The sequence below is a fragment of the Pseudomonas nitroreducens genome, assembly GCF_010994165.1.
Taxonomy (GTDB): domain Bacteria; phylum Pseudomonadota; class Gammaproteobacteria; order Pseudomonadales; family Pseudomonadaceae; genus Pseudomonas; species Pseudomonas nitroreducens.
This window is the reverse complement of record NZ_WMBX01000002.1, coordinates 976068-1002176: the sequence shown is the minus strand read 5'-3', so window position 1 is coordinate 1002176 and position 26109 is coordinate 976068. Positions and strand designations below refer to the sequence as shown.

Genomic DNA, 26109 nt, shown 5'->3' with positions numbered 1-26109 from the left:
ATTGATCGCACGGTGCAATCAGCAGAGCGCCCGATCCGCCCTTGCGGTCTGTGCAAAACACCCGAGCGGTACGGATTGCTGGGCGCGTTTTGGCAGCCATCGCTATACCGGCCGCGCGCCGCCGAATTGGCCGCAAGGCACAGGACAAATCGGTTGGAACCGCAAACCGCAACGCGAGGTCGGCATGGCATAGAGGCTCCGAAAGGGGGAATGCCATGAAACACGACCGCTCGCACGCCCTGTCTCGTCTGCTGCGCGACTTCGAACTGCCGCAGGACGCTTCTCAGCAGGTGCCCTTTGTCGGCGCCGCGCTGCGCCAGTTGATCGACGACGGACTTGATCGTTTGCCCTTGCCCGCCAGTGGCGCAACCCTCGAGCGGTGGCAAGCCCTGGCGGCTGTGGCGGGCAGCGATCTATCCCTGCTCAAGCTCTACGAGGGACACACCGACGCCCTGGCCATTCTGGCAGAGCTGGATGGCGAGCCCCAGTGCGGAATCTGGGCCGTCTGGGCGGCAGATCCGCCCAGTCCCTGTGTCGAGGTGGTGGCTCGCGAGGCGGGCCATGTACGCATCAGCGGGAGCAAACCCTGGTGTTCCGGCGCAGCCGTGGCGGAGCACGCATTGGTCACGGTGAAAGATGAGCGGCAGCGTACCCAGCTGGTCGCCGTCCCCCTCGCCCAGCCTGGCGTAAGCGTCGGAAGCAGCGGTTGGAACGCCGTGGGAATGGCAGCCACGGGCAGTGTGGCGGTGACCTTCGACCAGGCGCTGGCCCGTTGCGTCGGCGGCCCGCAGGAGTACCTGGAACGTCCAGGCTTCTGGCATGGCGGCGCAGGCATCGCCGCTTGCTGGTATGGCGCCGCGGGTCGCCTGGCGGATTATCTTCGCCAGGGCCGTAGCGAGGATCCCCATGCCATGGCGCACCTGGGAGCGGTCGATGCAGCCCTGGCCGGGGCCGCCGGGGCACTTCGCGAATGCGCCGGCTGGATCGACGAGAACCCCGCCGCTCCCTCGGAGCTGGCCGCCCGCCGGGTTCGCGCCCAGGTCGAAGGCGCTGTCGAAGCCGTGCAATGGCATGTCGGCCGGGCACTCGGGGCAACGCCGTTCTGCCGCGACCGACGCTTCGCTCGGTTGGCCGCAGACCTGCCGGTCTTCCTCCGGCAGAGCCACGGAGAGCGCGACCTGGCCCACCTGGGCAGGCACCTGAAGCGTCTCGAAATCGAGTCCTGGGCACTATGAGTCAGGCGCAGAACCTCATAGCCGGAACCCAGGGCACGCCACCTTCGCTGTGGCGCTCATGCATCCAGCTCGAACGACTGCCGCGCCTCCGCCGCGAAGAACTGGTGCCGCCGGGGCGCCGGTTGGTCGTCGTCGCCCCGCATCCTGACGATGAAGTACTGGGCTGCGGAGGGCTTCTTGCCAGCCTGGCGGCACAGGACTGCGCGGGCCTGCTGGTTTCCGTGACGGATGGCGAAGCCAGCCATCCCGGTTCCTCACACTGGACAGCAGACACGCTGCGGCAGACACGAATCGTCGAAAGCCGCAGCGCCCTCACCCGCCTCGGCATCGATCTCGGCCAATGGCAGTGGCGACGCTTGCGATTGCCCGATGGCGGCGTCACCGCAGCAGCGCTTCGCGACCCATTGCGCGCCCTGCTGCGCCCGGGCGATCGACTGGTCAGTACCTGGCGAGAGGACGGCCATTGCGATCACGAACAGGTCGGGCTCGCCTGTGCGCAATTGGCGGCAGAGTGCGGCGCCCGGCATTTCGAGACTCCGATCTGGGCGTGGCACTGGGCCTTTCCCGGTGACCCGCGCCTGCCCTGGAGCCGCGCACGGCGCCTGGACCTTGACGACGAAGCGCTGCGACGCAAGCGCCAGGCTCTCGAAGCCCACGCCAGCCAACTGCAAGGCAGCACGCCGATCCTCAGCGCCCGGTTGCTGGAGACCCTGCTGCAGCCCTTCGAGGTGTATTTCCTGTGAACGCCGAGAAACGACCCCTGCCGCCCGAGCATTTCGACCGGCTGTACCGCGATGACCCGGACCCCTGGTCATTCCGAACCTCCTGGTACGAGAAGCGCAAGCGCGACCTGCTGCTCGCCTGTCTCCCCCGCATGCGATTTCGCAGCGGCTACGAACCGGCCTGTGCCAACGGCGAAACCAGTGTCGAGCTGGCCCGGCGGGTCGACCATCTGCTGTGCGCCGATTACAGCGGGGAGGCTGTCGCGCTGGCTCGCCAGCGCCTTGCTGGACTAGGCAATGTGCGCGTGGTGCGGCAGGCACTGCCCGAGCAATGGCCGCAGGCGAGGTTCGAACTCATCGTGCTGGGTGAGCTGGGCTACTACCTGGGAGCGCAAGCCTGGCAGCGGACTTGCCGGAAAGCGGCGGCGAGCCTGGCGCAGGGCGGCGTACTGCTGGCCTGTCACTGGCGGCACCCGATCGAAGGCTGCACGCTGACCGGCGACGAGGTCCATGAGGCGATCACCCTGGCGATGGGGTTTGCGCCCAGCGTGCAGCATCTGGAGGCCGACTTCCGCCTGGAACTCTGGGCCAACGAGGCCCCCGGATGATTGGCATTCTAGTACCGGCGCACAACGAGGCCGCGCTGCTGGGAACCTGCCTGCGCTCCCTGCAGCAGGCAGCCTTGCATCCCGGCCTGGAGGGCGAGCCGGTGTGCATCCTCGCGGTGCTGGACGCCTGTTCCGACGATAGCGAATCCGTCGCCGCCTCGCTGGGCGTCGCCGTGCTGCAAGTCCACGAGCGCAATGTCGGTCATGCGCGCAGGGCCGGCGCCGCGTGGCTGCTCGCCCAGGGAGCACGCTGGCTCGCCTGCACCGATGCCGACACCTGCGTCAGCGATGACTGGCTGGTTCGCCAGCTGGCCTTCGGCGCCGAGGCCGTCTGCGGCACGGTGCAGGTATCGGATTGGTCGGGCCACGACGAACAGGTGCGCCTTCGCCATGAAGAGCATTACCAGTGCCGCGAGGACCATCGCCACATCCACGGAGCCAACCTCGGCATCTGCGCCCGGGCTTATCAGCGGGCCGGGGGATTCCGTCCCCTGCCCTGCAACGAGGATGTCTGCCTGGTTCGTGACCTGGAGCGAAGCGGCGCGCGGATCGTCTGGACCCATCAGACCTGCGTCACTACCAGCGCGCGCGCCGATTATCGGGCCTCCGGCGGCTTCGGCGAGTTCCTCGCGAATCTCTCGGCGCGCTGAACGGACGAGTTCACCCGATGATCCGTCGATCAGAGCCAACACAACCCACCCCGCGAAGCGCAGCGGCAAGGCGTATTGCAACCGGCTGAAAGCCGGGTCGTGCATTCTGCTGGTTGCACATAGCCAGCCGCATTTAATTTTTCTCTTTTCTTTCAGTTACTTGGCTTCAAGCCGGCGACTGGTACGGACCCTGCTTACGGCTTTAAGTGACCATCGGGGGCTTTCCATTGGGCTTCTTGACCGGCGGGGCCTTTTCCCCTGCCTGAGTGACCGCAGCAACAGCAGTTCCGGAGCCACCCCAGACATTTCGGTAGCTGGCGCCTGTCTGTACAGAAGGAGCAACCGGCCGCGGCCGACCACCGGGCCTGCTGGCGGAAAGACGAAACTTCGCCCTCCGCCCCCCTGTCACCCGAAGGACGGCACCCACCCACGGAGACCCGCAGGGCCGGCAGATAAAGCCACGGCCCGGCTGACACAGAGAGGAACGAACGATGCGCAACCAGCTGGCCGATGTGCGTCTGGAAGACGCCACAATCAACCTCAGTGCGGTACCCTCGGCCGATGGTGCGCCGCCGCAGCGACGCAAACGGATTCTCTTCGTCTCTTCGGAGTTTTCAGATTTCGTAAAGGCCGGCGGCCTGGGCGATGTCTCCTCTGCCCTGCCCCGTGCCCTGCTGGGTGACCACGATATCCGCGTGCTGATTCCCGGCTACCCACAGGTACTCAAGGGCGCCGTGGCGTGCAAGATGGTTGGCCGCCTGCCCGGCCTCGCGGCCTTGCCCGCCTGTGATATCGGCGAGCTGCGGCTCGCCGACGGGCTGGTGGTGTACGCGGTGATCTGCCCGGAACTCTACGACCGCCCCGGCACCCCGTATGTAGACCAGAACGGCCATGAATGGGCCGACAACCACATCCGTTTTGCACGGTTGAGCCTCGCCGCCGCAGACCTGGCTGCCGGCATGAGCGAACTCGCCTGGAGCCCGGACCTGCTGCACGTGAACGACTGGCCCACGGCTCTTGCTCCGGCCTATATGGCCTGGCGCGGACAATCGACGCCCAGCGTACTGACCATCCATAACCTCGGTTATCAGGGCGCCTGCCCGCTGGGCTGCTGCGCCGAACTGGGCCTGCCGGAAACGGCCGGCTTGCCGGAAAGCATGGAATTCTACGGCAAGCTGTCCTTCCTCAAGGCCGGTATCAGCCACTCCAGCCACATCACAACGGTGAGCGAAACCTACGCACGCGAGATCACCGGAGAAGAATTCGGTTGCGGCATGCAGGGCATACTCTCCCAGCGCCGCGACCGTGGCCAGCTCAGCGGCATTACCCATGGCATCGATGCGGGCTGGGACCCGTCCTGTGACCCGCATCTGATCGAGGGCTTCGACGTCACCCGGCTGGCCGGCAAGCGACGCAACGCCGAATACGTGGAGAAGCACTTCGGCCTGCTGCCAGGCCGCGGCCCGTTATTCGCCGTGGTGTCGCGACTGGTGCACCAGAAAGGCATCGATCTGACCCTGGCGATTGCCGACGAGATGGTCGCGGCCGGCGGACGACTGGTGTCCATCGGCTGTGGCGAACCGGAGCTGGAACTGGCCATGTGCGAGCTGGCTGAGCGCTATCCCGGTCGGGTCGGAGTGCAGATCGCCTTCGACGAAACCCTCGCCCGGCGCATCTATGCCGCCAGCGATTTCCTGCTCATGCCCTCGCGTTACGAGCCCTGCGGCCTCAGCCAGATGTATGCCCAGCGTTTCGGCTCGTTGCCGATCGCGCGGCACACCGGCGGCCTGGCCGACACCATCGTCGATGGCGTCACCGGCCTGCTGTTCCGCGAAGAGACCCCGGCCAGCTACTACGACGCTGTGCGCCGGGCGCTGAATATCTACCGCTATCCGGAGCTGATGCACGCCATGCGCTGCAAGGCCATGGACTCGCCGCTGACCTGGGGCGACGCCGTTCGCCCCTACAGCGCTCTTTACCAGCGCCTGCTCCAGGCGCCCGCGCAGGCCGCACGATGACGTCACGTCATGGAGCCCAGGTCCTGCCCGGCGGCAAGGTGAGGTTCGCGCTGTGGGCCCCGGATGCCCACTGGGTGGAGGTCGAGTTGGGCGGCGATCGCCGATATCCGCTGGAGGCGACGCGGGACGGCTGGTTCAGCGCCGAACTGGCAGCTGTTGCCGGCCAGACCTATCGGTACCGCATCGATCACCAACTGAGCGTGGCGGACCCGGCCTCCCGCCACCAGGCCGGCGGTGTCGAGGGCGAAAGCCGCGTGGTCGACCCCACCGCATTCCGCTGGAGCTACCCGCAATGGCGTGGCCGGTCCTGGCATGAAACGGTGCTTTACGAGGCCCATGTCGGCCTGTTCGGCGGCTATGCCGCGCTCCAGGGACGGCTGGCGGAGCTGGCAGAACTGGGCGTCACCGCCATCGAGCTGATGCCGCTGAATGCCTTTCCCGGCCGGCGCAACTGGGGTTACGACGGTGTGCTGCCCTACGCCCCCTCCTGTGCCTACGGCGATCCGGACCGTTTGCGCCAGTTCATCGACGAGGCGCACGGCCTTGGGATCATGGTCTTCGTCGATGTGGTCTACAACCACTTCGGCCCGCAGGGTAATTATCTGGGGCGCTACGCCAGCGCCTTCTTCCGCCGCGACCAGCAGACTCCCTGGGGCCCGGCCATCGACTTCCGCCATCCGGCGGTGCGCGAGTTCTTCATCGGCAATGCCGAGATGTGGGTGCGTGAATACCGCGTCGACGGACTGCGCCTGGATGCCGTGCACGCCATTGCCGACAAGGACTTCCTCCGCGATCTCGCCACCCGTGCCCGCCACGCCGCCGAAGGCCGCCAACTGCACCTGGTGCTGGAGAACGAACACAACGAGGCAAGCCTGCTGCGCCGCAGCACTGAGGCAAACAACGACGGCTTCGACGCGCAATGGAACGACGACCTGCATCATTGCCTGCACGTGTTGCTCACCGGCGAGGATGAAGGCTACTACGCCGACTTTGCCCACGACCCCATCGGCCGCCTGTGCCGCTGCCTGAGCCAAGGCTTCGCCTTCCAGGGCGAGACCGACTACCGCGGCATCGCCCGTGGCGAACCCAGCGGTGCGCTGCCGCCGCAGGCGTTCGTGGCCTTCACCCAGAACCACGACCAGGTCGGCAACCGCGCCCTGGGCGAGCGCCTGAGCAGCCTGGCGCACACCGACGCGCTGCGCGCCGCCACCGCGCTGGTGCTGCTCAGCCCGATGATCCCGATGCTGTTCATGGGCGAGGAATGGGGCGAGAGGCAGCCCTTCCTGTTCTTCACCGACTACCAGGGCGACCTCGCCCGCGCCGTCACCGAGGGGCGCCGCGAGGAGTTCAAACGCTTCAGCCGGTTCGCCTCGCCCGGTGCCGCGGCCTGGATTCCCGACCCCAACGACTACCAGACCTTCGTCGCCTCGCGTCCGCGCCCGGACCAGGGCGATGACGCCTGGCGCGAGCATTACCGGCAATTGCTGCAAGTACGCCAGCGCTGGCTGGTGCCACAACTGCCCGGCAGCCGCGCGCTGGAGGCGAAGCCACTGGGCGGGCGCGCCCTGAGCGCGCGCTGGCAACTGGGCGACGGCAGCCAGTGGCGCCTGGACCTCAACCTGGGAACGGACGACGTCGCCGTCGAGCCGCCGGCCGAAAGCGCCCATCTGCTGTTCTGCTGCGGGCAGAGTGCGGCGCATTACCGTCATGGCTGGCTCGGCCCGGCGTCGCTGGTCGCCAGCCTGGAGGCGCGCTGATGAGCGATGCACAGCTGGAGCGCCTGGCGGCTGAAGCCGGGCTGATGATCGATTGGGTCGACGCCGATAATCGTCCCCAGCGACTCAGCGCCGACGTGCAGCGCGGTGTGCTGCAGGCCCTGGGCTTCGCGGCGCAGAGCCCGGAGCAGATCCGCCAGAGCCTGAACGAGCTGGAACAGCGGCGCGCCCAGGTACCGCCGCTGCTGACCGCCGACTGCGGTCGGCCGGTCAGCGTGCCGGTCGCCCCAGGCACCCGTTACAAGCTGTTCAACGAGGACGACAGCGGCCACAGCGAAGGCCATGTCGACGAGCATGGGCAGATTCCAGCCCTCGAACACGTCGGCTACTACCCGCTGCACCTGGGCCCGCATGAACTGATCCTCGCCGTGGCGCCGCCGCGCTGCCCTTCGGTTGCGCAGTTTTGCGGCGGACGGCGGCACGTATGGGGCCTGGCGGCACAGCTGTACTCGTTGCGCAGCGAGGCGGACGGCGGCGTCGGCGACCTCCGCGCACTCGCCCAACTGGTTCGCGCTGCCGCCGGGCAAGGCGCCGACGCCGTGGCGATCAGCCCGGTGCATGCCATGTTCCCTGCGGCGCGGGAAATCTACAGCCCCTACTCGCCCTCCAGCCGACTGCTGTTCAACGAGCTCTATGCCGCTCCCGCCCTGGTGCTGGGCGACGAGCCGGTGCGTCAGGCATTCGTTGCCGCCGGCCTGGAAGCCGAGCGGGAGCGCCTGGAACACTTGCCGCTGATCGACTGGCAGGCCGTCGCCCACCTGCGCGATCGCTTGCTGGCACAGCTCTATGGGCAGTTCCAGCACCACAGCGGCGCCCTGCAGGAGGACTTTCTCGCCTTCCGCAACCAGGGTGGCGCCGAGCTGCTTCAGCACTGCTGCTTCCAGGTCCTGCAGTTGCGTCGCGTCGCGGCCGGCGATGGGCTCGACTGGCGCTCCTGGCCTGAGCCCTATCGCAATGCGGCAAGCGCCGAGGTCGGCCACTTCATGGTGGTGGAGGAACAGGCGATCAGCCAGCAGGCATTCGGCCAATGGCTGGTCGCCCGCGGCCTGCAGCAGGTGCAGCGACAGGCGCGTGAGGCCGGCATGGGCATCGGCCTGATCGCCGACCTCGCGGTAGGCGCCGAACCTTCCGGCAGCCAGGCCTGGATGCGCCAGGACGAGCTGCTCACCGGCGTCAGCGTCGGCTGCCCGCCGGACATCCTCAATCGTAGCGGGCAGAACTGGGGGATCTGCGCCTTTTCCCCGGACGGCCTGCGGCGCAACGGCTACCGCGCCTTCATCGAGATGTTGCGGGCCAACCTGCGCTACGTCGGTGGTCTGCGTATCGACCATATCCTCGGCCTGCGCCGGCTCTGGGTGATCCCGGCGGGAGCCGCGCCGCAGGACGGCGCCTACCTGGACTTCCCCATCCAGGATCTGCTGCGGCTGGTCTGCCTGGAAGCAGAGCGGGCTCGGGTCATCATCATCGGCGAGGACCTCGGTACGGTACCGCCGGGGCTGCGCGAGACGCTGGCCGAACGTGGCATCCTGGGCATGCGTGTCCTGCTGTTCGAGCAGCAGCATGGCCGCTTCATCGCCCCGCGACACTGGCCGGAGGGTGCGCTGGCCACCAGCAGCACCCACGACCTGCCGACCCTGGAGGGATGGCAGAGAGGACGTGACATCGACTGGCGCGAAAAGCTCGGCCAGCGCAGCCGCGAAAGTGCCGCCGAAGAACGCAACACCCGCCAGTACGAAACCTTCGCCCTGCGACAGGCTCTTGCAGAAAGCGCTATTCAGGCCGATGCGATGCTCGACGGCGCCATCGAGTTCCTCGGCGCCACACCCGCGCCCCTGGTGCTGCTGCCGCTGGAAGATGCTCTGGCCTGCGTCGAGCAGCCGAACCTGCCCGGGCCGGGCGACAGGCACCCGAACTGGCGGCGCCGCTTCGAGGAAAACGCGGCCCGGTTGCTTGATTCCCCACCGGTACGTGCCCGCCTGGAGCGCCTGCGTCGTGCCCGCAGCGAGGGCCGCGAGCATGAGTGAAATCCGCGCCACCCTGCGCCTGCAATTCAATCGCGAGTTCACCCTCGACGACGCCCTCCCCTGGCTGGGCTACTTCGCCCGCCTGGGGATCAGCCACCTCTACGCCTCGCCCTTGCTGGCCGCGCAACCGGGCTCGATGCATGGCTACGACGCCGTGGACCCGAGCCGCATCAGCGATGAACTGGGCGGCGAGCCGGCGCTGCGGCGGCTGGTGGACGGGCTGCGGCAGCACGGCATGGGCCTGATCGTGGATACCGTGGCCAACCACATGCGTATCGGCGACGCCAATCCCTGGTGGCAGGACGTGCTCGAATGGGGGCTGGACAGCCCTTACGCGCAGTTCTTCGACATCCGCTGGCACAGCGACGACCCGCTGCTCGACCAGCAGGTGCTGTTGCCCTGCCTTGGCGAGGACTATGTCGATGAAGTCAGCGGCGGGGGCATCCGCCTGGATTACGACGCTGCCAGCGCGCGCTTCCTGCTGCGCTATGGCGAACAGCGTTTCCCGGTCTGCCCCTCCAGCTACGGCATGATCCTCTGCCACACCGACAGCTTCGAGCTGCTGGCCCTGGCACCACGTTTCGTCGAGCTGCACCACCACCCCATGGCCCGCCACCTCGCCCACGACCTATGCCGCCAAGCCGCGGTCGCGCTGGCCGACAGTGGCCGGCTGGAGCGCCTGCTGGACTCCTACCGCGCCGACTGGCACAGCCTGCACCGGCTCATCGAACAACAGCACTATCGCCTGGCCAACTGGCGCGTGGCGGCGGACGACATCAACTGGCGGCGCTTCTTCGACATCAACGAACTGGTCGGCCTGCGCGCCGAACGCCCCGACGTCTTCGAGGCCAGCCACGCCTACCTGCTGAAACTGATGACCGAAGGGCTGATCGATGGCCTGCGCATCGACCACGTGGATGGCCTCGCCGACCCGCGCGGCTATTGCCGGCGCCTTTGGCGCGCCACCCACGGCGCGCCGGTCTTCGTGGAGAAGATCCTCGCCCCCGGCGAGACCCTCCCAGCGGACTGGAAGGTCCGGGGCAGCACCGGCTATGACTTCATGAATCAGCTTTCGCTGCTGCAGCACGAAGCGCGCGGCGAGCCGGTGCTTCGCCATCTGTGGCTGGAATTCAGCGGCCGCCAGGACGGCTTCGCCGAGGAAGTCCGCCAGGCGCGCGAGCGCGTGCTGAACTCGCTGTTCGCCGGCGACGTCGAAGGCCTCGCCCTGCAGCTCTGGCAGATCGCCCGCTTCGAGCTGGCCAGCCGCGACATTCCGCTGGGTTCGATCAGGCGCGCGCTGTTCCAGCTGCTCGTCGCCTTCCCGGTCTACCGCACCTATACCCATGCCCTGGGTCGCTCGACGCAGGACCAGCGCTTCTTCACCCAGGCCCTGGAACAGGCCCGGCAGCAACTTGAACCGATGGACCAGCGCACCCTCGGCTGGCTCGACCGCATCCTGGGCGGCGAGCCCCTGCGCAGCCTGCCGCCGGGGCCATTGCGGCAGCTGCGCAAGCGGGCTCTGGACCGTTTCCAGCAGCTCACCCCGCCCATCGCCGCCAAGTCCCTGGAAGACACCGCCTGTTATCGCTCGGCGGCGGCGCTGGGGCGCAACGACGTCGGCTTCGATCCGCAGCAGATGGGAGGCGATGTCGAGGCTTTCCACCGCGCCTGCCAGGAACGCCTGCGCGACTTCCCCGGCGCCCTGCTCGCCACCGCCACCCACGACCACAAGCGCGGCGAAGACTGCCGCGCCCGCCTGGCGGTGCTCAGCGAGCGCGCCGAATGGTTTGCCGAGCAAGTCTGGAGCTGGTGGAAACTGGCCGCTCCACTGCGCCGGCAGACTGCCCGCGGCCCCGCGCCCAGTGGCGGCGACGAGCTGATTCTGTACCAGTGCCTGCTCGGCAGTTGGCCGCTGGAGCTGGCCGCCGATGACGAAGCAGGCTTGCGCGATTACCACCAGCGCATCGAGCAGTGGCAGCTCAAGGCCATTCGCGAGGCCAAGCTGGACAGCGACTGGAGCTCGCCCAACGAAGCCTACGAGCGGGGCTGCAGCGAATTCCTCGAAGCACTGCTGCTCGGTGCGCCCGCTTTCCCGCTGCGCCAGGCCATCGCCAGGGCGGCGTCCAGCCTCATGCCCGCCGGCGCCCTGAACGCCTTGGCGCAGTGCGTGTTGCGCACTACCGTGCCGGGTGTGCCCGACCTCTACCAGGGCTGCGAATTCTGGGACTTCAGCCTGGTCGACCCGGACAACCGGCGCATCCCCGACTTCCCGGCCCGCGAAGCGGCTCTGGATGGCCCGCCGGACTGGCCCGCGCTGTTGCGCGACTGGCGCAATGGCCAGATCAAGCAGGCCCTGCTGGCCTGCGCCCTCGGTCTGCGCCAACGCTGGCCGACGCTGTTCGCTGCCGGCGACTACCTGCCGCTGGAGGTGCGCGGCGAATTCGCCGCGCAGGTGCTGGCCTTCGTCCGCAGCCATGCCGGCCAGCATCTGCTGGTGGTGGTACCGCGCTGCGCCGCCGCGTTGCTGGGCCAATCTCGCCTGCCCCTGGTCGATCCGCAAGGTTGGCGGGACACCCGCCTGCACCTGCCTTCTTCCCTGGCCGCCATCCGCTGGAGCGGGCTGGCCGGCCCCCTCGAACCGCACGACGGGGAGCCGCTGCTGGCCGAGCTGCTGGCCGAGGTCCCGGTCAACCTGCTGATATCCGGAGGTGAAGGATGAAAATCGACGAGCGAAGAGTCCGGGAGCTGGCCTACCAGATCTGGGAGTCCGAAGGACGCCCCGACGGCCAGCACGAACGCCACTGGCGCATGGCCCTCAGCCTTGCCGCCGCCGAAGCGGGCGAGGCCGTCCCCGAAAACGAAGAGCCCGTGCAGCCGCGCTTCGAGGGCGAGCAGGAGCCGGAAAAGCCGGCAATCCTGCAGGAGCCGCCACGACGCAAGGGCCGACTGCCCAAGGCAACCCCCGAAACCCCCGACGCACCGCAAACCTCCAGTGAAGTCGTGGCACCGCCGCCGCCCGCCGAGCGCAACTCACCGCCCAAAGCCAGGCCGGCCAGGAGCGCGCCGACCGACAAGCAGCGCAAGAGCAAGCCTTCCGCGGCCGCGAAAGCCACGTCCAAACCCTCGGGCGTGCGGCCGCCGACATCGAAGCCATCCCCATCCGACTGATCCCTGGAGCCCGCCATGACACGACGTGCACAGTCCCGCGTTACCGAAGGGCGCCCTTTCCCCCTGGGCGCCACCTGGGACGGCCTGGGCGTCAATTTCGCGCTGTTCTCCGCCCATGCCACCAAGGTCGAGCTGTGCCTGTTCGATGCGCAGGGCAAGCGCGAACTGGAACGCATCGAGCTGCCCGAATACAGCGACGAGATCTGGCACGGTTACCTGCCTGACGCCCATCCCGGGCAGATCTACGGCTATCGCGTGCATGGCCCCTACGAGCCGGACGCCGGCCACCGTTTCAACCCCAACAAGCTGCTGATCGACCCCTACACGCGGCAACTGGTTGGCGAGCTGCACTGGTCCGAAGCGCTGTTCGGCTACACCATCGGCTCGGCGGATGCGGACCTGAGCTTCGACGAGCGCGACAGCGCCGCCTACGTGCCCAAGTGCAAGGTCATCGACCCGGCCTTCACCTGGGGCGAGCAGCAGCCGGTGCGCGTGCCCTGGGATGAAACGGTGATCTACGAGGCCCACCTGCGCGGTCTGAGCATGCGCCACCCTGAGGTGCCCGACCGCCTGCGCGGCACCTGCGCCGGGCTGATGAACAGCAGCCTGCTGGGTCACCTGCGGCAACTGGGCGTCACCAGCCTCGAACTGCTGCCGGTGCATGGCTTTCTCGACGACAAGCACCTGCTGGAAAAGGGCATGAGCAACTACTGGGGCTACAACAGCATCGCCTTCTTCGCGCCCCAGGCCCGCTACCTCGCCAGCGGGCATATCAACGAGTTCAAGGAAATGGTCGCGCACCTGCACGACGCCGGCATCGAGCTGATCCTCGACGTGGTCTACAACCACACCGCCGAGGGCAACGAGCTCGGCCCGACCCTGTGCATGCGAGGCATCGACAACATTTCCTACTACCGTCTGCAGGCCGACAATCGCCGTTACTACGTCAACGATTCCGGCACCGGCAACACCCTCGACCTGAGCCACCCTTGCGTGCTGCAGATGGTCACCGACTCGCTGCGCTACTGGGCCACCGAAATGCGCGTGGACGGCTTCCGCTTCGACCTCGCCTCGATCCTCGGCCGCTACGCCGACGGTTTCGAAGAGCGCCACAGCTTCCTCGTCGCTTGCCGCCAGGACCCGGTACTGAGCCATCGCAAGCTGATCGCCGAACCCTGGGATTGCGGCCCCGGCGGCTATCAGGTCGGCGGGTTCCCGCCGGGCTGGGTGGAATGGAACGACCGTTTCCGCGACACCGTGCGCAGCTTCTGGCGCGGCGACGAGGGCCAATTGCCCGACCTCGCCCGGCGGCTCACCGCCTCCGGCGACCTGTACGACCAGCGCGGGCGGCGTCCCTATGCCTCGGTCAACTTCATCACCGCCCATGACGGCTTCACCCTGCGCGACGTAGTCAGCTACAACCACAAGCACAACCAGGCCAACGGCGAGGACAACCGCGACGGCCACGACGACAACCGCTCCTGGAACCACGGTGTCGAAGGCCCCACCGACGATGCCGGAATTCGCCGCCTGCGCGTGCAGCAGATGAAGAATCTGCTGGCCACCCTGCTGCTCTCCCAGGGCACGCCGATGCTGCTGGCCGGCGATGAGTTCAGCCGCACCCAGCAGGGCAACAACAACGTCTACTGCCAGGACAACGAACTGGGCTGGGTGGACTGGAACCTCGACGACGAAGGCCGCGAACTGCTGGCCTTCACCCACCGCCTGATCCGCCTGCGCCAGGCCTATCCGATCCTGCGGCGCGGGCGCTTCCTGGTCGGCGAATACAACGAGGAGCTGGGTGTACGCGATGTCACCTGGCTTGCGCCCGAAGGCGAGGAAATGACCGAGGACCATTGGCACGACCCGCAGCGCCGCAGCCTGGGCATGCTCATGGATGGCCGCGCCCAGCCCACCGGCATCCGCCGCAGCGGTGGCGACGCCACCTTGCTGCTGCTGGTCAATGCCGGGCACGAAGGCCTGGATTTCATCCTCCCGAAAACCGCACAAGGCCGCGACTGGCAGTTCCTGCTGGACACCGCCGAGCTGCCGCGGGAACACGAGCACAGCTGGGCGTTCGGTGCCGCCTACCCGCTGGGTGCGCGCGCCCTGGCGCTGTTCACCCTGCGTCGCAGCGAGGACTGACCGCTGGGCTATCCCACGGAACGCTGCCCAGCGAACCCCGGTCGGACGTTCAGGAACCGGGCGTCAGCGAGCCGGAAAAACAACCACCGCCGAAGGAGAACCCGATGCCACCAGCCGCCTCCCGCCCAAGCCTCCGCCACCCGGCGGGCTGAGCCGATGAAGGCCCTGCACATCGGCATTTCCGGCTGGCGCTATGCGCCCTGGCGCGGCGACTTCTACCCGCAGGGACTGCGCCAGAAGGACGAGCTGCGCTACGCCTCCCGCGCCTTCAACAGCATCGAGTTGAACGGCTCCTTCTACTCGCTGCAGAAGCCCGAGTATTACCGCCGGTGGGCGCAGGACACGCCCGAAGGTTTCGTCTTCAGCCTCAAGGGCCCGCGCTACATCACCCACATCAGGCGCCTGCGCGATGCCGAGGAAGGACTCGCCAACTTCTTCGCCTCCGGCCCCCTGGAGCTGGGCGAGAAGCTCGGGCCGCTGCTCTGGCAACTGCCGCCCAGCCTGCAGTACGACGAGGACGTGGTGGAAAGCTTTCTGGCGCTGCTGCCGCGCACCAGCGAGGCCGCGCTGGACCTGGCGAAGGCCTCCGCCAGCCGTCGGCCGCCGCACTGGCCCCGGTCGCTGAAGCGGCGCCCGCTGCGTCATGCCATGGAAGTTCGCCATGCCAGCTTCGCCTGCGCACAATTCGCCCGGCAGTTGCGTCAGCACGGCGTCGCCCTGGTCTTCGCCGACGCACCGCGCAAGTGGCCTTACGGCGAGGACCTCACCGCCAGGGACTTCGTCTACCTGCGCCTGCACGGCGACAAGGAACTCTACGCCAGCGGCTATGGCGACGCCGCCCTCCAGCGCTGGAGCGAGCGCGTAGCCCGCTGGCGGCGCGGGCTGCAACCCGCCGACGCGGAGCTGTTCGACGGCGCCACCCGCGGCGATCGCCGGCAGCGCGAGGTGTTCTGCTATTTCGACAACGACATCAAGGTCCGCGCGCCCTACGACGCCAGCAAGCTGATGAGGTTGCTCGATCTGCAGCTCAAGGGGCGACAGGAACCCGGCCAACCGGCGGGAGACTGGGCATGAGCCAGGCCGAACGCGCCCCTCTGGTGCCCGCCGCTGAGCAGGGCAATACGCGGCTGCGGATGCTTACGGTGAACACCCACAAGGGTTTCAACGCCTTCAACCGCCGCTTCATCCTCCACGAACTGCGCGATGCGGTGCGCGCCACCTCGGCGGACCTGGTGTTTCTCCAGGAAGTCCACGGCGAACACCAGTTGCACGCCGAACGCCATCCGAACTGGCCGAGCGGACCACAGTACGAGTTCCTCGCCGACAGCATGTGGCCGGCCTTCGCCTACGGACGCAACGCCGTCTATCCCGAAGGCCACCACGGCAACGCCCTGCTCTCGCGCCTGCCGATCCGCAGCTGGGACAATCGCGACGTCTCCGAGGCCGGCACCGAGGAGCGCGGCCTGCTCCACGCACAGATCGACCTGCCCGGCGAGCGCGCCCTGCACGCGGTGTGCGTGCACCTGGGCCTGCATGAAGCACAGCGGCAACGGCAACTGCAGCTGCTCTGCGCCCTGATAGGCGAACTGCCGGCCAACGACCCGGTCATCGTCGCGGGCGACTTCAATGACTGGCGCTGCCGCGCCACCGGCGTTCTGGCCGGCTGCGGCCTGCAGCCGGCATTCCCGGCCAGTGGCGGCGAGCCGCGCAGCTTTCCGGCGCGCTGGCCCCTGCTGCGGCTGGACCGCATCTATGTGCGGCACCTGCGGGTCACCCTGAGCGAGGTGCTCAACCGCAAGCCCTGGCCGCATCTGTCCGATCACCTGCCGCTGCTCGCCGAGGTTTCGCTATGAACGAGGTATGGCGCGACGGCAACCGGGTCGAACTGCTGATCAATGGCGAGGATTTCTTCCCCAGCGTCTTTCGCGCCATCGAGCAGGCGCGGCACGAGGTGCTGCTGGAAACCTTCATCCTGCGCGACGACAAGGTGGGCCGTGGTCTGCGCCAGGTACTGATCGATGCAGCCGGGCGCGGCGTGCGTGTCGAAGTGATCGCGGACGGTTACGGCACGCCGGACCTGGACGCGAGCTACCTGGGCGGCCTGCTGGACGCCGGCGTACGCCTGCACCTGTTCGACCCGCAGCCGCCGCTGCTGGGCATGCGTACCAACCTGTTCCGCCGCCTGCATCGCAAGCACGTGGTAGTCGATGGCGCGCAGGCCTTCGTCGGCGGGATCAATTTCAGCGCCGACCACCTGGCCGACTTCGGCCCCATGGCCAAGCAGGACTACGCAGTGCGGATCGAGGGCCCCGGCGTGGGAGACGTCCGCCGCGCCTGCCTGGAACTGCTCAGCCAGTATGGTGACATTCCCGCCGCCGACGCCGTGCATCCCGGCGGCGTGGCCGGCCCATGCCGAACCTGCCTGGCAATCCGCGACAACCTCTACCGCCGCACCGAGATCGAGCAGCATTACCTGCGCGCCATCGGCCAGGCGAAGGAGCGGCTGCTGATCGCCAACGCCTACTTCTTCCCCGGCTATCGCCTGCTGCGCGCCCTGCGCGATGCAGCCAGGCGCGGGGTCAGGGTGCGGCTGATCCTCCAGGGGCTACCGGACATGCCGCTGGTGCGGCTGTGCAGCAAGCTGCTCTACGACACCCTGCTGCGCGATGGCGTGGAAATCCACGAATACTGCGACCGCCCGCTGCACGGCAAGGTCGCAGTGGCGGACCGGCGCTGGGCGACGGTGGGCTCGAGCAACCTCGACCCGCTGAGCCTGTCGCTGAACCTGGAAGGCAACCTGATGATCGAGGACGGCGACTTCTGCGCCGGGCTGGACGACCACCTGGAGCAACTGGCCAACCAGAGTTGCCGCCGCGTCACCCGCCAGTATGCGCGGCGTGGCTACTGGTGGCGGGCGCCGCTGGTATTCGCCAGCTTCCACTTCCTGCGCCACTTCCCGGCGATCGCCGGGCAATTGCCGGCGCACCGGCAGATTCTCAGCCCCGCCAGTCTCGACGAAGAGCCCGGCCAGTCGCAGGTGCAGCCATGAACCGCAAGCGCTTCTGGAAGCGCGCCAACCGCGTTTTCAACATTGCCCTGCTGATCGCCCTGCCGGTGCTGCTGTTCCTGCTGCTGCGCGCCACCGACTGGGACGAGGTGTTCCGCCTGCTGCGCGAGTACAGACCGAGCACCCTGGCGCTAGGCATGCTGATTGCCCTTTGCAGCTACGCCATCTTCAGCAGCTTCGACGTGCTCAGCCGCTTCTATATCGGCCATCCGCTGCCGGTGCGGCGGGTGTTCACCGTGGCCTTCGTCTGCAATGCGTTCAACCTCAACCTCAGCTCCTGGGTCGGCGCCATCGCCCTGCGCTACCGCCTCTACGGGCGACTGGGCATGAGTACCGGGGACATCACGCGCATCCTCACCTTCAGCCTGATCACCAACTGGTACGGCTATCTGCTGCTGGCCGGCGGGCTGTTCGTCTGCGGCTTCCCCGACCTGCCGCAGAGCTGGTCCCTCGGCCAGGGTGGCTTGCGGGCCATCGGCGTTCTGCTGCTGGTGCTGGGCGCGGCCTACCTGCTGGCCTGTCGCTTTGCCCGCCGCCGCGCCTGGGGCTGGAAACGCTACCGGCTCAAGCTGCCGAGCTGGCGGCTGGCCGCCCTGCAGGGCCTTTTCGGGGCGAGCAACTGGTCGATGATGGCGCTGCTGATCTACAGCCTGCTGCCCGCTTCGGCGAGCTACCCGGAGGTGCTGGCGACCCTGATGATCAGCAGCATCGCCGGCGTCGTCCTGCACGTGCCGGCCGGGCTGGGGGTGATTGAGACCGTGTTCATCACCGTGCTGCGCGACCACTTCTCCCGCGGCGAACTGGTGGCGGCACTGATCGGCTATCGGCTGCTGTATTTTCTCATACCACTGCTGCTGGCCTGCGCGGTCTACCTGTGGCTGGAGCGCCACGCGAAGAAGCTCAAGCGCCGGGATGAGCGACGGGAGGCGGCGCGCGCTTCGTGACGCCGTTGCGATTCGACGATACGCAGCCGCCCCAAGGGAGTTGGAGCAGGCCCCGCCGGCTGTCGCCGAAGAGTCATCCTGCCCCACACGAGCCCCTCTCCCGCTTGCGGGAGAGGGGCTCGTGTGCGAACGCTGTCCGCGATCGTTTTGACGCCGCGCTAGGGCTGACCATGCCCTTCGGGCCGGAGGATCAGGCAGCCCAGCGGCGGCAGGTCCAGCGCCAGGGACTGTGCCTGCCCATGGGATTCCTGCGGATCGCTTTCCACCATCCCGCGACTGCCCGCGCCGGAGCCGCCGAAGGAGTCGGCGTCGCTGTTGAGCAGCACCTCCCAGCGCCCAGGCAGCGGCACGCCAACGAGATAGTGCGGGCGCGGCACCGGCGTGAAGTTGTGCACGACCAGTACCGGCGCGCCGTCGCCGGCCAGGCGCAGCCATGCGTAGACACTGTTGCGCTGGTCGTCGCCGATCAGCCAGTGGAAGCCCTCGGCCCGGTCGTCGAAGGCGTGCAGCGCGGGCTCTTCGCGCAGCAGCCGGTTGAGCTCGCGGATCAGCGCCTGCGCGCCGAAGTGCTCGGCGTAGCGCAGCAGGTACCAGTCCAGTTGGCCGTCGTGGTCCCACTCGCGCCACTGGCCGAACTCGCAGCCCATGAACAGCAACTTCTTGCCCGGATGGGTCCACATCAAGGCCAGGTACAAGCGCAGGTTGGCGAACTGTTGCCAGCGGTCGCCTGGCATCTTGCCCAGCAGCGAACCCTTGCCGTGCACCACCTCGTCATGGGAGATCGGCAGGATGAAGTGCTCGGAGAAGGCGTAGTGCAGGCCGAACGTCAGCTTCTGGTGGTGGTAGCCGCGGTTGATCGGGTCCTCGCGGATGTACGCCAGGCTGTCGTGCATCCAGCCCATGTTCCACTTGTAGGCAAAGCCCAGGCCGCCCTCCTCGGTGGAGCGGCTGACGCCCGGCCAGGCGGTGGATTCCTCGGCGATCACCAGGGCGCCCGGCGCCTCGGCCTGTACCACGCTGTTGAGGTGACGGAGGAATTCGATGGCCTCGAGGTTCTCGCGGCCACCGTGCTGGTTGGGGATCCATTCGCCGTCCTTGCGCGAGTAATCGCGATAGAGCATCGACGCCACGGCATCCACCCGCAGCCCGTCGATGTGGTACTCGCGCAGCCAATGCAGCGCCGAGGCCAGCATGAAGCCGTGCACCTCGTTGCGGCCGAGGTTGTAGATGTAGGTATCCCAGTCCTGGTGGAAGCCCTCGAAGGGATGTGCGTATTCGTACAGCGCGGTGCCGTCGAAGTGCGCCAGGCCGTGGGCGTCGGTGGGGAAATGCGCCGGTACCCAGTCGAGGATCACGCCGACTCCGGCCTGGTGGCAGCGGTCGACGAAGCGCGCGAAGTCCGCCGGGCTGCCGTAGCGTGCGGTGGGCGCGAACAGCGAAAGCGGCTGGTAGCCCCAGGAGCCGCCGAAGGGGTGCTCCATGATCGGCATGAGTTCGATGTGGGTGAAGCCCAGGTCGCTGATGTAGGGGATCAGCCGGTCGGCCAGCTCATCCCAGGTCGGCGCGCGGTTCTCCACCCATTGCCAGGAGCCGGCGTGCAGTTCGTAGATCGACAGCGGCCGGTCCACGCCCTGGCGCTCGCGGCGTTGCTGCATCCACGACTGGTCCTGCCAGGGGAAAGGCGTCGGGTCCGGCACGCGCGAGCCGGTGGCAGGCGGCATTTCGGTGGCCAGCGCCACGGGGTCGGCCTTGAGCGGCAGCAGGCCATCCGGACCGAGCAGTTCGTACTTGTAGACCTCGCCCGGTTGCAGGCGCGGGATGAACAGCTCCCAGACGCCAGCGGGATAGCGCAGGCGCATCAGGTGGCGGCGGCCGTCCCAGCCATTGAAATCGCCGACCACCGACACCCGCCGTGCATTCGGCGCCCAGACGGCGAAGCGCACGCCTGGCACGCCGTCGATCTGCATCGCCTGGGCGCCCAGGCATTTGCCCAGTTGGCGGTGGTTGCCCTCGGCGAACAGGTAGAGATCCAGTTCGCTGATCGATGGCCCGAACGCGTAAGGGTCTTCATTCACCTGCTCGTGCTCCGGCCAGTGGATCCGCAGGCGGTACGGTGCCTTGGCCGGCAGGCGGGCGACGAACAGCCCGCTGGCGTCCACTGCGTCCATGGCGGCGAGGATCTCGTCCTGCGGCGACAGCAATTCCACTGCCAGCGCACCCGGCAGCCAGGCGCGCACCTGCTCGCCGCCTTCGTCGCGGTGCGGGCCGAGGAAGGCAAAGGGATCGGCGTGATCGCCACGCTGCAGGTGGTCCAGGTCGCTGCGCAGGGTCATGTGCGTCCTCCGAGTAAGTGTCGTGCCAGTTCGAACAGCCCTTGCAGGGGGACTTCCAGCCAGTCGGGGCGGTGGCCGGCTTCGTAGAGCACTTCGTAGGTGGCCTTTTCCAGGCTGAACAGTGCCAGGGCGGCGCCCTCCCCCTCACGGCCGTGCCATTCATGGGGCAGGCCGGCGGCGGCCGCCCGGTAGGCTTCGAGGAAGGCGTCGCGGGCGTCGCGACGGTAGCGCAGGGCCAGCTCCGCCCTGGCCGCCTGGACCTCGGCCGGCGCCTCGGTGCCCTGGGCGCTGCGCAGGGCCATGGCGGCGGCGTAGTCGAAGGAGCGCAGTACGCCGGTAACGTCCTTCAACGGGCTGTGGCGCTGGCGGCGTTCGACCAGCGGGCGATTCGGCTCGCCCTCGAAATCGATCAGGAAGGCATCGCCCTGCACCACCAGGACCTGGCCCAGGTGCAGGTCGCCATGGACGCGGATCATCACGCCGCCCTCCGCCAGCCGCGCCAGGTTGCCGATGGCCTGCAGCAGTTCCCCGCGCTGTTCCAGCAGCCAGTCGGCCATCGCGCCGCCCTGCTCGTCCAGGCTCGCGCGGGCGTGGCGCAGGGTCTCCAGCGCCTGTTCGAGCTGCGCGCCGATGCTGTTGCTCCAGGCTCCGCTGTCGACAGCACCGCTGCGGTGCAGGCCGAACTCCGGCTCGTCGGTGGCTTCGGCCAGTAGCTGGTGCATTTCACCCAGGCGCTGGCCAAGCCGTCCGGCGAACAGGCGCAGTTCCTCCATGACATCGAACTCCGGCCCGGGTGTTTCCACTGCCGGCGACAGGCCGTCGCGCATGGCGCGCTCCAGCTGGTTCAGGGTCCAGCTCCAGGCATCGCCCTGGTTGCTCAGGTAACCCTGCAGCAGCAACAAGGTATGCGGCTGGCCCAGGGCGTCGATGCGGCGCACCTCGCCCAGCAGCGGTGCAATGTTGGCAAAGCCGCGGCGGCTCAGGTAACCGCCCATCTCGGCTTCCGGGTGCACGCCGGGGAACACCCGGCGCAGCAGCTTGAGCAGCAGCTTGTTGCCGATCAGCGCAGAGCTGTTGGACTGGTCGACGCCGAGCACGCGGATTTCCGCTTCATCGTCGATGTCGCCGTACTGCAGCAGCCCCGGCTGTGGCAGGAACTGCAGCTCGCCCGCAGGGCCCTGCATCGTCGAGGTCTCGCGCAACAGGCGCAGCACCAGACGGCTGAACGCCGGCAAGGCGAAGGCATCGGTGAGCAGGCCGACCTTGCGCCCACGGCGCAGCCGGGCCAGGGCCAGTTGCTGGGGCAGATCGTTGCCGGCGGCGCCCTTCTCCGACACGGCGGCCAGCGGCAATTGGTAATGCTCGGCGCCGTCCGCGCCATTGACTTCCACTTCCGCCAGCATTGGTGCGGCATCGGCCTCGCCCAGCGGCATGGCGTAGAGCAGACGGGCGCTGCCGGCCTCCAGCCGCCCCCTGGCGAACCAGCGGCGCTTGGGCAGGTAGCGTGGCAGCGAGTCGCTCTCCAGCAGCTCGCGCGGCGCACCGCTGGCGATCTCCGCCAGGCGCTGGGCCAGTACCAGGGTCGGCAGTTCGGGCATGCGCTCCACCGGCTTCACGTGCCACGCCGGCATCTGTTGGCTGTCGGCCAGGTAGAACCAGTAGAAGCCATAGGGCGGCAGGGTCAGCAGGTAGGTCATCCGCCCGATCGGCGGGAAGGACGAGCCACCGAGCATTTCCACCGGGACACGGCCGTCAAAGGCCGACAGGTCCAGCTCGACCGCCTGGGCGGCACTGGACAGGTTGGCGACACAGAGGATGCTCTCCTCGCTGGCACCCTCGCCCTCCGGGCGGTACTGGCGCAGGTACGCAAGAATGCGCCGGTTGGGCGGCGACAGCATGCTGATGCTGCCACGGCCGAAGGCCTTCTGCTGCTTGCGGACACCCAGCATGCGACGCATCCAGTTGAGCAGCGAGTGCGGGTCGCGCGCCTGGGCCTCGACATTGACGCTCTGGTAACCGTAGAGCGAGTCGAGGATCGGCGGCAGCACGAGGCTGGCGGGGTCCGCGCGCGAGAAGCCGCCATTGCGGTCCACCGACCACTGCATCGGTGTGCGCACGCCGTCGCGGTCGCCCAGGTAGATGTTGTCGCCCATGCCGATCTCGTCGCCGTAGTACAGGGTCGGCGTGCCGGGCATCGACAGCAGCAGGCTGTGGAGCAGTTCGATGCGTCGGCGATCGCGCTCCACCAGCGGGGCGAGACGGCGGCGAATACCCAGGTTGATGCGCGCGCGGCGGTCGGCGGCGTAGTAGTTCCAGAGGTAGTCGCGCTCGTCGTCGGTGACCATCTCCAGGGTCAGCTCATCGTGGTTGCGCAGGAAGATCGCCCATTGGCAATTGTCCGGAATCGACGGCGTCTGGCGCAGGATGTCGGTGATCGGGAAGCGGTCTTCCTGGGCGATGGCCATGTACATGCGCGGCATCAGCGGGAAGTGGAAGGCCATGTGGCATTCATCGCCGGTGCTGCCCTCGGTGGCACCGTCCATTGCGCCGAAATACGGCCTCGTATCCTCCGGCCACTGGTTGGCCTCGGCCAGCAGCATGCGGTCCGGGTAGTGCGCATCCAGCTCGGCGCGGATGCGCTTGAGCACCACGTGGGTCTCGGGAAGGTTCTCGTTGTTGGTGCCGTCGCGTTCGATCAGGTACGGGATGGCGTCCAGGCGCAGCCCGTCGACGCCCATGTCCAGCCAGTAGCGCATGACCCCGAGTACCGCGCGCAGCACCTGGGGATTGTCGAAATTGAGGTCCGGCTGGTGCGAGTAGAAGCGGTGCCAGAAGTACTGCTCGGCCACCGGGTCCCAGGTCCAGTTGGACTGCTCGCTGTCGATGAAGATGATCCGCGTCTGCGCGTACTTGCTGTCATCGTCGGACCAGACGTACCAGTTGCGCGCCTGCGAGCCCTTCTTCGCCCGCCGCGCGCGCTGGAACCAGGGGTGCTGGTCGGAGGTGTGGTTGATCACCAGTTCGGTGATCACCCGCAGGCCGCGCTGGTGCGCCGCGTCGATGAAGCGGCGGGCGTCGGCCAGGGTCCCGTAGTCCGGGTGGACGCCCTTGTACATGGCGATGTCGTAGCCATCGTCACGCCGTGGCGAGGGGTAGAACGGCAACAGCCAGAGGGTGTTCACGCCCAGCTCGGCGATATAGTCGAGCTTCTCCATCAGGCCGCGGAAATCGCCGATGCCGTCGTTGTTGGCATCGAAGAAGGACTTTACGTGCAACTGGTAGATGACCGCGTCCTTGTACCAGAGCGGGTCATCGAGAAAGGGGCGGGTCTTGCGCTTGGCCATGGTCGCGCTCCTGGAAGTCATTGCTCGGGATGCAGGCGCCAGATGCCGAACGGCAGGTGCCAGGGCTCGATGCGCATCCACTGGCGCTTGCCGTGCCAGGTCCAGCGGTGACCATTCATCAGGTCTTCGCCGCCCATGGGCGCGTCATCGGGCAGGCCGAATTCCCACAGCGGCAGCTCGAAGTCCGCCTCCTGGGCGTGCTCCGGATCGAGGCTGACCGCCACCAGGATGAAGTTGGACAGGTCGGCGCTGCGCTTGCCGAACAGCAGGATGTTGTCGTTGAAGACGGGGTAGGCCTTGAAGCCCAGGTGGCTGTGCAGCGCCGGGTTCTCGCGGCGGATGCGATTGAGCCGGGTGATCTCGCCGACGATGTTGCCGGGCGCGTGGTAGTCGCGCTGGCGCAGCTGGTACTTCTCGGAGTCGAAGTACTCCTCCTTGCCCGGCACCGGGTCGGCCTCGCACAGCTCGTAGCCCGAATACATCCCCCACAGCCCCGAGCCCATGGTCGCCAGGGCGGCGCGGATGAGGAAACCCGCGCGGCCGGAGCGTTGCAGGAAGTAGGGGTTGATATCCGGCGTGTTGACGAAGAAGTTCGGCCGGTAGCAGTCGCGCAGCGGCGGCTCATTCAGTTCGGTGAGGTACTCCTCCAGCTCCGCCTTGGTGTTGCGCCAGGTGAAGTAGGTGTAGCTCTGGCTGAAGCCGACCTTGCCCAGGCGCGCCATCATCGCCGGCCGGGTGAAGGCCTCGGCGAGGAAGATCACCTGCGGGTGCTCGCGGCGCACTTCGGCGATCAGCCATTCCCAGAACGGCAGCGGCTTGGTGTGCGGGTTGTCGACGCGGAACAGGTTGACGCCCTGCTCCACCCAGCCCTGCACCACACCCAGCAGGCCGAGCCAGAGATCGGGAATGGCGTCGGCGGCGTAGAAATCGACGTTGACGATGTCCTCGTACTTCTTCGGCGGATTCTCCGCGTGGCGGATGCTGCCGTCCGCGCGCCAGCTGAACCAACCGGGGTGCTCGCGCAGCCAGGGGTGGTCCGGCGAGCACTGGATGGCGAAATCCAGGGCGATCTCCAGGCCGTGCCCGCGGGCGGCGTCCACCAGAGCGCGGAAGTCGTCCAGGCTGCCCAGCTCGGGGTGCACGGCGTCATGGCCGCCCTCCTCGCTGCCGATGGCGTAGGGGCTGCCAGGGTCGTCGGGGCCGGCCTGCAGGCTGTTGTTGCGGCCCTTGCGGTGGGTGCGGCCGATGGGGTGGATCGGGGGGAAGTACAGCACGTCGAAGCCCATGGCGGCGATCTCCGGCAGCCGCCGGTGAACGTCGGCAAAGGTGCCGTGCTGGCCGGGTGTCGGGCTTTCCGAGCGCGGGAACAGCTCGTACCAGCTGGCGAACCCGGCCAGCGGGCGCTCCACGTCCAGCTCGAAGGTAAGGCTGCGGGTCAGGTGCGGACGGTGTTCGGCGCGCTGCATCAGCTCCAGGGTCCGCGGGGCCATGAATAGGCCGAAGCGCGCCTCCCGCTCGGTGGTGTCCTGCAGGCTGCGGAGGATTTCGCCCAGCTCCGCCGCGCCCTCCTGTGGCGCGTGGTGCAGTGCCTCCTGGAACAGGTCGAGGCCCTCGCGGAACTCCAGGTCCAGCAGCTGGCCGGCGGCGTATTTCTTCTCCAGTTCGTAGCGGAAGCTGGCGTAGCTGTCGATCCAGGCCAGGACGATGAATTCCGTGCGGCCAATTCGGGTCGGCGTGATATCGGCCTCCCAGTGATCGTTGCCCAGGTGCTGCAGGGGTGTTTTCTGCCAGGGCTGGCCCTTGCCTTCGCGCCAGGCGACCTCGGCGGCCAGCTTGTCGTGGCCATCGGCAAAGATCCGCGCATGGATGCGCGAGGCCCGGTGGGCGATGGCCTTGGCGGCGAAGCGCCCCCCTTCCAGGCGCGGCGCTACCTCTTCGATGACGATGCGCGCCTCGTTGGCGGCAACCTCGGCCCGGTCGGCCGGATTCTCCAGTTCCATCGCGGCGCCCTCCTCGCTGCGGTGCGCGCCGGATGCGCGCTCGTGGGTGGATTGCTCGCTACAGGCATTGGGAACG

General features: G+C 67.9%; 17 protein-coding genes. 14 read left to right on the top strand and 3 right to left on the bottom strand.

What is annotated here, in order from left to right; all coding sequences use genetic code 11:
* Positions 1-215 precede the first annotated feature (215 nt).
* The 14 genes from GJV37_RS12400 (at position 216) to GJV37_RS12335 (ending at position 18356) form a co-directional block, all read left to right on the top strand.
* Entirely contained in the window at positions 216-1235 is a 1020-nt protein-coding gene (locus tag GJV37_RS12400) for an acyl-CoA dehydrogenase family protein (protein WP_170858709.1), read from the top strand.
* Positions 1232-1978: a PIG-L deacetylase family protein gene (locus GJV37_RS12395; RefSeq protein ID WP_193452579.1), complete on the top strand. Its 747-nt coding sequence runs from the start codon at positions 1232-1234 to the stop codon at positions 1976-1978. Before GJV37_RS12400 ends, GJV37_RS12395 begins: the two co-directional genes overlap by 4 nt.
* Complete coding sequence (locus GJV37_RS12390) at positions 1975-2565, top strand: methyltransferase domain-containing protein (protein WP_246228302.1); 591 nt, start codon at positions 1975-1977, stop codon at positions 2563-2565. The genes GJV37_RS12395 and GJV37_RS12390 overlap by 4 nt, the downstream gene beginning before the upstream one ends.
* A complete protein-coding gene (locus GJV37_RS12385) occupies positions 2562-3215 on the top strand; it encodes a glycosyltransferase family 2 protein (protein ID WP_084357878.1) in 654 nt (217 codons plus the stop codon). Before GJV37_RS12390 ends, GJV37_RS12385 begins: the two co-directional genes overlap by 4 nt.
* 491 nt (positions 3216-3706) lie before the next feature.
* Positions 3707-5233, top strand: a complete 1527-nt coding sequence (glgA, locus tag GJV37_RS12380) for a glycogen synthase GlgA (protein ID WP_169887487.1) — start codon at positions 3707-3709, stop codon at positions 5231-5233.
* On the top strand, positions 5230-6990 hold the full coding sequence (gene treZ / locus GJV37_RS12375) for a malto-oligosyltrehalose trehalohydrolase (RefSeq protein WP_193452578.1): 1761 nt from the start codon (positions 5230-5232) through the stop codon (positions 6988-6990). Before glgA ends, treZ begins: the two co-directional genes overlap by 4 nt.
* A complete protein-coding gene (gene malQ, locus GJV37_RS12370) occupies positions 6990-9032 on the top strand; it encodes a 4-alpha-glucanotransferase (RefSeq protein WP_170858706.1) in 2043 nt (680 codons plus the stop codon). Before treZ ends, malQ begins: the two co-directional genes overlap by 1 nt.
* Positions 9025-11751 (top strand): malto-oligosyltrehalose synthase, encoded by a 2727-nt coding sequence (treY, locus tag GJV37_RS12365; protein WP_193452577.1) that lies wholly within the window; start codon positions 9025-9027, stop codon positions 11749-11751. Before malQ ends, treY begins: the two co-directional genes overlap by 8 nt.
* A complete protein-coding gene (locus GJV37_RS12360; protein ID WP_089285766.1) occupies positions 11748-12200 on the top strand; it encodes a DUF2934 domain-containing protein in 453 nt (150 codons plus the stop codon). The genes treY and GJV37_RS12360 overlap by 4 nt, the downstream gene beginning before the upstream one ends.
* A 15-nt stretch (positions 12201-12215) precedes the next feature.
* Positions 12216-14345, top strand: a complete 2130-nt coding sequence (gene glgX, locus GJV37_RS12355) for a glycogen debranching protein GlgX (RefSeq protein ID WP_024762560.1) — start codon at positions 12216-12218, stop codon at positions 14343-14345.
* 156 nt (positions 14346-14501) lie between these two features.
* Positions 14502-15419, top strand: coding sequence for a DUF72 domain-containing protein (locus GJV37_RS12350; protein ID WP_065085288.1), 918 nt, complete (start codon positions 14502-14504; stop codon positions 15417-15419).
* Positions 15416-16198, top strand: coding sequence for an endonuclease/exonuclease/phosphatase family protein (locus tag GJV37_RS12345; protein WP_024762558.1), 783 nt, complete (start codon positions 15416-15418; stop codon positions 16196-16198). The genes GJV37_RS12350 and GJV37_RS12345 overlap by 4 nt, the downstream gene beginning before the upstream one ends.
* Complete coding sequence (clsB, locus tag GJV37_RS12340) at positions 16195-17394, top strand: cardiolipin synthase ClsB (RefSeq protein ID WP_024762557.1); 1200 nt, start codon at positions 16195-16197, stop codon at positions 17392-17394. Before GJV37_RS12345 ends, clsB begins: the two co-directional genes overlap by 4 nt.
* Positions 17391-18356 (top strand): lysylphosphatidylglycerol synthase domain-containing protein, encoded by a 966-nt coding sequence (locus GJV37_RS12335; RefSeq protein WP_024762556.1) that lies wholly within the window; start codon positions 17391-17393, stop codon positions 18354-18356. Before clsB ends, GJV37_RS12335 begins: the two co-directional genes overlap by 4 nt.
* A 158-nt stretch (positions 18357-18514) precedes the next feature.
* Here GJV37_RS12335 and glgB read toward each other — a convergent pair whose 3' ends face one another.
* Genes glgB through GJV37_RS12320 form a run of 3 tightly spaced genes read right to left on the bottom strand, consistent with a single transcriptional unit; the run spans position 18515 to position 26033 of the window.
* Complete coding sequence (gene glgB, locus GJV37_RS12330; protein ID WP_089285765.1) at positions 18515-20689, bottom strand: 1,4-alpha-glucan branching protein GlgB; 2175 nt, start codon at positions 20687-20689, stop codon at positions 18515-18517.
* On the bottom strand, positions 20686-24033 hold the full coding sequence (gene treS, locus GJV37_RS12325; protein ID WP_193452576.1) for a maltose alpha-D-glucosyltransferase: 3348 nt from the start codon (positions 24031-24033) through the stop codon (positions 20686-20688). The genes glgB and treS overlap by 4 nt, the downstream gene beginning before the upstream one ends.
* Before the next feature lie 17 nt (positions 24034-24050).
* Entirely contained in the window at positions 24051-26033 is a 1983-nt protein-coding gene (locus GJV37_RS12320) for an alpha-1,4-glucan--maltose-1-phosphate maltosyltransferase (RefSeq protein ID WP_193452575.1), read from the bottom strand.
* Positions 26034-26109 lie beyond the last annotated feature (76 nt).